A 7,893-nucleotide genomic window follows, 5' to 3' on the forward strand; every position below is an offset into this window, starting at 1 on the left:
GCGGACGACCTCCCGGGTCATGGCGCGGCTGCGGGGCCCCGAGCGGACTCCCGCCGAGGAACCCGAGCCCGTCTCCCTGCGGGTGGGGAGACGGGCCCGACGGCTGTGCCGGGACGGCGCTCAGGAGGAAAGGAGGACGACGGCCCGCGCGGTGACCAGGCGGTCGCCGGTGTGCCGGTCGGCCCACAGGTCGAGCAGCAGCTGGGTCGAGCCGTCCTCGCGCGGCTCGCGTTCCTGGACGACGCCGGCGCAGGTGACCTCGTCCCCCTTGAGCGCGGGCGCCCGGAACCGGCACTCCAGGGAGGTGAGCCGGCCCCGGCCGTCCAGCCAGTCCTCGATCAGCGCGTGCAGCCAGGCGTGGACGAGGTTGCCCATGCCGATGGCCCCCGGGTAGCCGGCGGCCTGTCCGGCCGCGTCGTCCATGTGGATGCCGACGAACTCGTCATTGACGGCGGCGTACCGGTTCCACGCCTCCAGGCCGGCCACCCGTACGAAGGGCGGCAGGGCGCGGCCGGTCTCGAAGTCCTGGTCTGCCGTCCGCCGGGCGGTCTCGGCCATGGGGGTGCCCTCCGGGCTTCCTCGGGTTCAGTAGCGGATGAGCGTCATGCGGTGGGTCTTGACCAGCGCGTCGCACTGGTTGGTCCAGGACGTGGTGACGTCGGTCAGCAGCATCGGCCCGAGCCGGCCGTGCTTCTCGGTGTAGCCGGCGACGGCCGACTCCGCGGTGATGACGTCTCCCGGTCGCATCGGGACCCCCGTGTAGGCCACCGACAGGCCGCCGTTGAGGGCGCGTCGCAGGTCCGGGGGTACGACGCCGAGGCGGTGCTCCATGGCCCCGGTGCTGCGCAGCGCGGGATCGGGTTCGACGGCGTCCTCGTCGGTGGCCGCGGCGGCCGGCCCCCAGGCGAAGGGGTTGAAGTCGAGCGGGGCGACCAGGCCCTCGTGCTCGGCCGCCGGGTCGGTGTAGCGGGCGGGCGGCTGCTGTGGGAAGTAGACCGCGCGGGCCCACTTACGGATGTCGGAGGCACTGACCGGATAGGAGACCAGCCGCCCGTAGGGCCGGCCGACGATCTTCCTCATCTCGTCGCTGATCAGCCCGGTTTCACTCATGCCGGCTGCCCTTTCAAATCCGTCGGAGGCGGTACGCGGGACGGGACGGACGGCCCGCGCCGCCGGACGGGCGCCAGGAGCGCGCTGTCCGGCGGCGCGAGCGACGGCCGTCAGGACTTGCGGGCGAGGTCGTACCGCTCACGCCACTCGTGCTTGGAGCGGACGCTGGTGTCGACGTCCGGCGACAGCGCACGCAGCGCGCCGACCGACGCGTCCTCCTTCGAGATGTGCTTGAAGGCGTCCCAGCCGAAGAACCGGCAGGTGTTCTCGTACGTGATCAGGTTGATCTCGTCGTCGGGCACCCCGGCGCCGTTCATCTCGTCGAGGACGAACTCCGGCGCGTTCGGCCAGATGGTGTCGGAGTGCGGGAAGTCGCACTCCCAGGCGATGTTCCGGATGCCGATGTCGTGGCGCACCTTGAGCGCGGTGGGGTCCGTGACGTAGCAGGCCAGCGAGTGCTCACGGAAGATGTCGCTGGGCAGCTTGTCGCCGAAGTCGTGGCCGAGCCACCGCTGGTTGGTGTAGTGCCGGTCGCAGCGGTCCAGGTAGAACGGGATCCAGCCGATGCCCGCCTCCGACCAGGCGATCTTCAGGTCGGGGTACTTCGCCATGGCCCCGCCCCACAGCAGGTCCTGGGCGGCGAAGGTGGAGACCTGGGTGGCGAGGATGATGAGGTTGTCGATCGGCGCGTCGGGGGCGCTGCGGATGGCCGCGAACCCCTGCCCGATGTGGAGGCACATCACGACCTGGGTCTCGGACGCGGCCCGGAAGAACGGGTCCCAGTAGTCGAGGTCGTGGTAGCTGGGCAGCCCCTGGAGATAGGGGAGTTCGGGCATGGTGACGGCCCGGACACCCTTCGCCGCCACCCGCCGCACCTCGGCGGCCAGCTCCTGCGGGTCCCACACCGGTGCCAGCGCGATGGGGATGAAGCGGCCCGGGTAGCTCGCCGCCCACTCGTCGATGTGCCAGTCGTTGTACGCCTTCAGCATGATCAGGGAGATGTCCTTGTCGGGCACCTCCTGGAAGTAGCGGGCGCTGAAGCCGGCGAACGACGGGAAGCACATCGAGGCGAGGACGCCGTTGCGGTTCATGTCCCGCACCCGCTCGTGGATGTCGTAACTCCCGGGCCGCATCTCGGAGTAGGTGGAAGGATTCAGTCCCCACTCCTCCTTCGGCCAGCCCACCACGGCGTTGAGGCCGACGGTCCCGCTGGACTTGCCCTGGAACCACCAGTTCTCGAAGCCGTTCTCGTCCATGATGGACTTCGGCGCCTGGTCCCGGTACTTGACCGGCACATGGTTCTCGAACATGTCCTTCGGCTCGATGACGTGGTCATCGATGCTCACGAGGATCATGTCTTCGGCTTTCATGACGTCTCCCTCCGGGGGCGTTGCGTACGGTGGTGGCGATGAGGGGGAAGGTGGCAGGTCACCAGGCGGCGATCTCCGGGATCACCTTCGAACCGAGGGTCTCCAGCGGGGTGACGGAGCCGATGTCCGCGACCGCCGCGTAGACGGTGGTGAAGCCCAGCTCGTGGAGGCGCCGCAGGTCGGCGAGCGCGGCCTCCAGGTCCGCGGGAGCGGTGACGTCGAGCGGGAGGAAGGCGGTCTTCTCCACGGCGTCGAAGTCGCGGCCCAGCTTCTCGCAGTGTTCGCGCAGCCGGGCCACCTTCTGCCCGGCGTCCCGTCCGCCGAAGACGTTGAAGGCGTCCGCGTACTGCGCCGCGATGCGCAGGGTCACTCGCTCACCGCCGCCGCCGACGAGGATCCTCGGGTGCGGACGGGTCAGCGCCTGGGGCGAGTTGAGGGTGCCGGCCAGCTGATAGTGCTCGCCGACGAAGGAGTCCGTGCTGTCGGACCACATCTGGAGGCAGATCCGCAGCGTCTCCTCCAGGTGGGCGAACCGCTCGGCCTGCGCCGCGTGCGGCAGTCCGAGTCCGCTGGCTTCCTCCTCGTTCCAGCCGGCACCGACACCGAGCCATGCACGGCCCCCGGACAGCACGTCCAGTGTGGTGACGATCTTGGCCAGGAGCCCCGGGGGGCGGTACATCGCCGCGGTGACCAGGGTCTGCAGCTCGATCGTCCGGGTGCGCGCGGCCAGATAGCCCAGAGTCGTGTACGACTCGAGCATCGGCTCGTACTCCTCGCCGACCATGCTGACCTGCCAGAGGTGGTCGGTCAGGCTCAGCCGGCTGAAGCCGGTGTCCTCCGCGGTCGCGGCGATCCGGGCCAGCGCCGACGCCATGCGTGCGGGCGGGCCGATGCCCGAGTAGTCGTTGATGTGCAGAGCAAGCTTCATATGCCCTTGAACCGCCCTACGTGTCGTTCACTGAACTTCGATACATAGAGATCCATCACATAGTTGCGCCGGACCGGCTTGGCCGCAAGGGGCGTGAACGAACTATCCAGAGACGGGAATTGGGAGCTTCCACCCGAACCGGGTACGGTCCCGCCGGCACGATGCCCCTGTCACCTGCACACATCGAGGAATGCCACAGTATTTTCAAGGTCATCGAAGAGATGTCGGGCGAGCTGTCACGCGGCACCTCCAGCCGGGGCGGGTCCCACCGGTCTGTCGGTCAAGGGGCGGGGTGTGCGTCCACCGAGTCGACGAGCCCCCAGGACAGGGCCGTGGCCGCGTCGATCTCACGGCCGGTCAGGGCAAGGTGCAGGGTGCGCCACCGGCCGACGCGCCGAGGGATGCTCACGGTTCCGCCGGCTCCCGGTATCAGGCCCATCCCGATCTCCGGCAGTCGGAACGTGGTCCCGGGCGCGGCGTGGACGGCCGCCGCGAAGGCCGGCAACTCGATCCCGGATCCGACACAGGTGCCGTGCACCCGGGCCTCCACCCGTTCGCGCAGCTCGTGCAGGAGCCGTCCGGCGCCCTGGCGGGTGCGCACGAGATGGGCCGTGACCGGGTCGGGGGCGGTGCCGAACTCGTCCAGGTCGCCGCCGGAACAGAAGACCGGGCCGGCGCCGGTGAGCAGTACGCGGGTGAGGGTCGGGTCGAACGCGGCCACCGTCAGGGCCTCCACCAGCGCGTCGCGGACGTGTCGGTCGTAGGCGTTGCGCCGCGCGGGGCGGTTGAGGGTGATGGTCAGCGTTCCCCCGTCGCGGGCGCAGAGCACGGGGTCCGCCGTGCGGGGCGACGGCCGGCGCGGCCCTCGCGCGGTGAGCCACCGCCGGAACTCGTCGCCGCCCAGCAGCGTCGAGTAGGCGAAGGACTCCGCGTCCAGGGCGTCGCGCACCGGGTGCCGCTCGGTGGCGCGCAGCAGCCCGGCCAGCACCAGCGCGGCCCCCGGACGGGACTCCACGGCCCGGGCCACCTCCGACAGCGCCGTCGCCGGATCGGTCGCACCCACGAACGGGCTGTGCCGGTGCCGGGGTTCGCGGCGCGTCAGATTCGTGTCGAGTGCTTCCGCCAACAGCCTTGTCTCTCCGGAGAGTTCGGCGGCGACACCTTCGCAGACCCCCACGAGGACGCGGTCGCAGTTCCGCGCGCGGTGCGCCGCGGCCGCGAGGACATCCGGTGATGCGGGCTCGTCCAGGCACACGCCCAGCACCGGGCTCACGGGGCGCGCGTCCGCTCCGAGCAGGGGCTCGTGCGCCGCTCCGGCAGCCAGCTCCGCCGGACCGATGACGGGCACGGACGGCATGGGACCACGTCCTTCGGGGTCGTAGCGGGGGCGCGAGTTGTATCTTCGCCCCGTGCCGATCATCCCGCCAGACCTCGACCGGTCGTCGCCGTGAAGACCGCAGGCCCCGCCGCGGCCGACTGGGCGGCAAGCGGTGTCGTCGCGCTCACCGGCCGCGCCGACGGGCCCCCGCTGGTCCCGCCCGGCCACGCGGCAAGCCGTGCGCGGGCGTTGTCCGCGTTCATCCATGAGGCAACCGCCGCCACTTCCGTGCCGGTGCGGGTCGACGGCGCCGCACTGCTCGCGGAGCGGGCCGCGTTCACCGGGCACACCCGCCGCGGTCCGGTCTCGGCGGGCGGTGCCTGCCGGCTGCTGCCCACCGCCGACGGCTGGTCCGCGGTCTCCTGCGCCCGGCCCGACGATCCGTCGCTGCTCGGCGCGCTCGTCGGGGCGCGGCTCCCCGAGGACCCGTGGCCCGCCGTCGCCGGGTGGCTGCGCGAGCACAGCGGTGCGGAGCTGGCCGAGCGTGCGGAACTGCTCGGCGTCGCCGCGGGACCGGTCAGGACCCCGGCCCTCCGTACCCCGGCGTCGGCACCCGGCCCCGAGAGCACTCGACCGACGCCCGTCGTGTCTCAGCCCACCAGGACCGGGCCGACGCCGCCCGTACCCCGCTCCCCCGGGGCGAATCCCTCGCCCCTCGTACCCCGGTCCGTGGCGGGGCTGCTCGTCGTGGACTTCAGCGCCCTGTGGGCCGGTCCCCTCTGCGCCCATCTGCTGTCCCTGGCCGGGGCGCGCGTGGTCAAGGTCGAGACCCCGGCGCGGCCCGACGGCGCCCGGCGCGGCCATCCGGGCTTCTACCGGCTGCTGCACGCGGGCCACCGGTCGGTCGTCCTCGACCCGGACACCGCTCCGGGGCGGCGGGCGCTGGCGGCCCTGGTCGACGCGGCGGACATCGTGATCGAGGCCTCCCGCCCCCGCGCGCTGGCCCGCTTCGGGCTCGACGCGCACGCCGCGGTGGCCTCCGGCACGACATGGGTGTCCCTGACCGCCGCCGGGCGCGGAAGCGGCAGGATCGGGTTCGGCGACGACATCGCGGCCGCCGCCGGGCTGGTGGCCCGCGAGTGGGACGGCACCCCGTTGTTCTGCGGGGACGCCATCGCCGACCCGCTCACCGGACTGACCGCCGCGGCAAGGGCGTTGACCGCTCCGGCCGAAGGCGGCGGTTTTCTGCACGACATCTCGATGTCCGACGTCGTCCGCGAGACCCTGGACGCGCAGGCGCCGGAAGCGGAGACGCCGGACGCACCCGCCCGGCCCCCCGCCACCGCGCGGCGGCACGCGCGCGGCTGGGTCGTCGAGTCCGACGACGGACGCTTCCCCCTGGCTTCCCCCCGCCGCCGGGAACCGGCCGGAGACGCCCCCGGCATGGGCGAGCACACGGCCTCCGTGCTGCGCGGAATAGGGGCACCCCTGCCATGACCGAGGTCCGGGACGCGACGCGTCTGCTCCTGCGCGACGCCGAACTCGGCACCGGCCGCCGTGCGGACGTACGCGTCCTCGCCGGACGGATCGCGGAGGTGGCGCCGTCCCTGGCCCGCCGGCCCGGGGAGGAGGCCGTGGACTGCCGTGGCGGTCTGCTGCTGCCGGGACTCGCCGACCACCACCTCCACCTCCACGCGCTCGCCGCGTACCGCGGATCGGTCCCGTGCGGTCCACCCGCCGTGCGCGAGCGCACGGGCCTCGCGGACGCGCTCGCGACGGCGGACCCGGACGAGGGCGGGTGGATACGCGGCGTCGGCTATCACGAGACCGTCGCCGGGGATCTCGACGCCGCCGCGCTGGACCTGTTGCACCCGCAGCGCCCGGTCCGGGTGCAACACCGCAGCGGCGCCCTGTGGATGCTCAACTCCGCGGCCATGCGCTCCGTCCGCCTGGACTCCGGTGACCATCCCGGCATCGAGAGGGACACCGACGGCTCCCCGACCGGTCGGCTGTGGCGGGCCGACGACTGGCTGCGCGACCGACTCCCGAGCGCCCGGCCGCCGGATCTCACCGCCGTGGGCCGGGACCTCGCCCGGTACGGCGTCACCGCCGTCACCGACGCCACCCCCGCTCTCGCGCCGGACGCGCTCGCGGCCCTCACCGACGACCTGGCGCACGGGCGCCTGCCCCAGCATGTCCTCCTGCTGGGCGCACCACTGCCGGGGGAGCCACCCGGGCCGCTCCCGGCCCCGCGCGCCGCTGCCCCGCCGCTCGCGCTGCCCCCGCGTGGCCGGTCGGGGCTCCGGCCAACCGCCGGGCCGTACAAGATGGTGCTGGCGGACTCGGGGCTGCCGTCGCTCGACGACCTGGTCGAGCGTGTCCGCGCGGTGCACACGGCCGGCCGTGCCGTCGCCGTGCACGCCGTGAGCCGTGAGGCGCTCGTCCTGCTCCTGGTGGCGCTGCGGGAGGCGGGGACGGCACCGGGTGACCGGATCGAGCACGCGTCGGTCGTCCCCGGGGAACTCGTCGGCGAGATCGGCGCCTTGGGACTGCGCGTGGTGACCCAGCCCGGGTTCCTGGCCGACCGGGGCGACGACTACGCCGCCGAGGTCCCGGCCGGCGAGCACGCCGACCTCTATCGCTGCAGGTCGTTCCTGGCGGGCGGGGTACGGCTCGCCCTGTCTTCCGACGCCCCGTACGGGCCGCTGGACCCGTGGACCGTCGTCGCCGCGGCCGTCCGCCGCACGACACCGCTGGGACGGGTCCTGTCGCCGTCGGAGGTCCTCACCCCGGCGGCGGCCCTGGACGCCTACCTGAGCCCGCCCGGTGATCCGGGCGGGCCACCTCGCCGCGTCGCGGCCGGCGCCGTCGCCGACCTGGTCCTGTTCCACACGCCACGAGCCGCCGTGCTCGCCGATCCGGACGCGGGTGCGGTCCGCACGACCTTCCTGGGGCGGGAGTGGCCCACGGTCGGCTGACCCGCGCCGTGCGGCCCCGGACCCTGCCGATCGTGTCGGGCCCGGCGGTCCCGGGTGCCGTCACCGGTGCCGCGGAAGGCAACGTTTGCCCCGTCGAGCCGAGTGGGAGGTGCGCTGTCTCGTCTGTACCGAGTGTGGTGGCGGGTTCACGAACGCATGGTGGGAGTCGATCGAGCGCGTTGGCAGGGG

7 protein-coding genes are annotated in these 7,893 nt (G+C 73.2%); 2 read left to right on the plus strand and 5 right to left on the minus strand.

Going from position 1 to position 7,893, the window contains the following annotated elements; translation table 11 throughout:
• Positions 1–120: 120 nt before the first annotated feature.
• From AB0L71_RS32505 to AB0L71_RS32525, 5 genes are all read right to left on the minus strand, one after another.
• Complete coding sequence (locus tag AB0L71_RS32505; protein ID WP_365250299.1) at positions 121–558, minus strand: MaoC/PaaZ C-terminal domain-containing protein; 438 nt, start codon at positions 556–558, stop codon at positions 121–123.
• 27 nt (positions 559–585) lie between these two features.
• Positions 586–1,110 carry a MaoC family dehydratase N-terminal domain-containing protein gene (locus AB0L71_RS32510; RefSeq protein ID WP_365250302.1) on the minus strand — a complete coding sequence of 175 codons (525 nt, stop codon included), beginning with the start codon at positions 1,108–1,110 and terminating at the stop codon, positions 586–588.
• 110 nt (positions 1,111–1,220) lie between these two features.
• Positions 1,221–2,480, minus strand: a complete 1,260-nt coding sequence (locus tag AB0L71_RS32515; protein WP_365250305.1) for an amidohydrolase family protein — start codon at positions 2,478–2,480, stop codon at positions 1,221–1,223.
• 58 nt (positions 2,481–2,538) lie between these two features.
• Positions 2,539–3,408 (minus strand): LLM class F420-dependent oxidoreductase, encoded by an 870-nt coding sequence (locus AB0L71_RS32520; RefSeq protein ID WP_365250308.1) that lies wholly within the window; start codon positions 3,406–3,408, stop codon positions 2,539–2,541.
• 280 nt (positions 3,409–3,688) lie between these two features.
• Positions 3,689–4,765: an enoyl-CoA hydratase/isomerase family protein gene (locus AB0L71_RS32525; protein ID WP_365250311.1), complete on the minus strand. Its 1,077-nt coding sequence runs from the start codon at positions 4,763–4,765 to the stop codon at positions 3,689–3,691.
• Positions 4,766–4,855: 90 nt separating this feature from the next.
• Here AB0L71_RS32525 and AB0L71_RS32530 point away from each other — a divergent pair, with 90 nt between their 5' ends.
• Together AB0L71_RS32530 and AB0L71_RS32535 are read left to right on the plus strand one after the other, a co-directional pair.
• Positions 4,856–6,223 carry a CoA transferase gene (locus AB0L71_RS32530; protein ID WP_365250314.1) on the plus strand — a complete coding sequence of 456 codons (1,368 nt, stop codon included), beginning with the start codon at positions 4,856–4,858 and terminating at the stop codon, positions 6,221–6,223.
• On the plus strand, positions 6,220–7,704 hold the full coding sequence (locus AB0L71_RS32535; RefSeq protein ID WP_365250317.1) for an amidohydrolase family protein: 1,485 nt from the start codon (positions 6,220–6,222) through the stop codon (positions 7,702–7,704). The genes AB0L71_RS32530 and AB0L71_RS32535 overlap by 4 nt, the downstream gene beginning before the upstream one ends.
• The last annotated feature ends 189 nt before the right edge of the window (positions 7,705–7,893 follow it).

This window comes from Streptomyces sp. NPDC052052, from assembly GCF_040680455.1.
Lineage (GTDB): Bacteria > Actinomycetota > Actinomycetes > Streptomycetales > Streptomycetaceae > Streptomyces.

Coding starts and splice junctions, on each gene's coding strand:
- AB0L71_RS32505 (WP_365250299.1), bottom strand. CDS start 558: ATGGCCGAGACCGCCCGGCGGACGGCAGACCAGGACTTCGAGACCGGC.
- AB0L71_RS32510 (WP_365250302.1), bottom strand. CDS start 1,110: ATGAGTGAAACCGGGCTGATCAGCGACGAGATGAGGAAGATCGTCGGC.
- AB0L71_RS32515 (WP_365250305.1), bottom strand. CDS start 2,480: ATGAAAGCCGAAGACATGATCCTCGTGAGCATCGATGACCACGTCATC.
- AB0L71_RS32520 (WP_365250308.1), bottom strand. CDS start 3,408: ATGAAGCTTGCTCTGCACATCAACGACTACTCGGGCATCGGCCCGCCC.
- AB0L71_RS32525 (WP_365250311.1), bottom strand. CDS start 4,765: ATGCCGTCCGTGCCCGTCATCGGTCCGGCGGAGCTGGCTGCCGGAGCG.
- AB0L71_RS32535 (WP_365250317.1), top strand. CDS start 6,220: ATGACCGAGGTCCGGGACGCGACGCGTCTGCTCCTGCGCGACGCCGAA.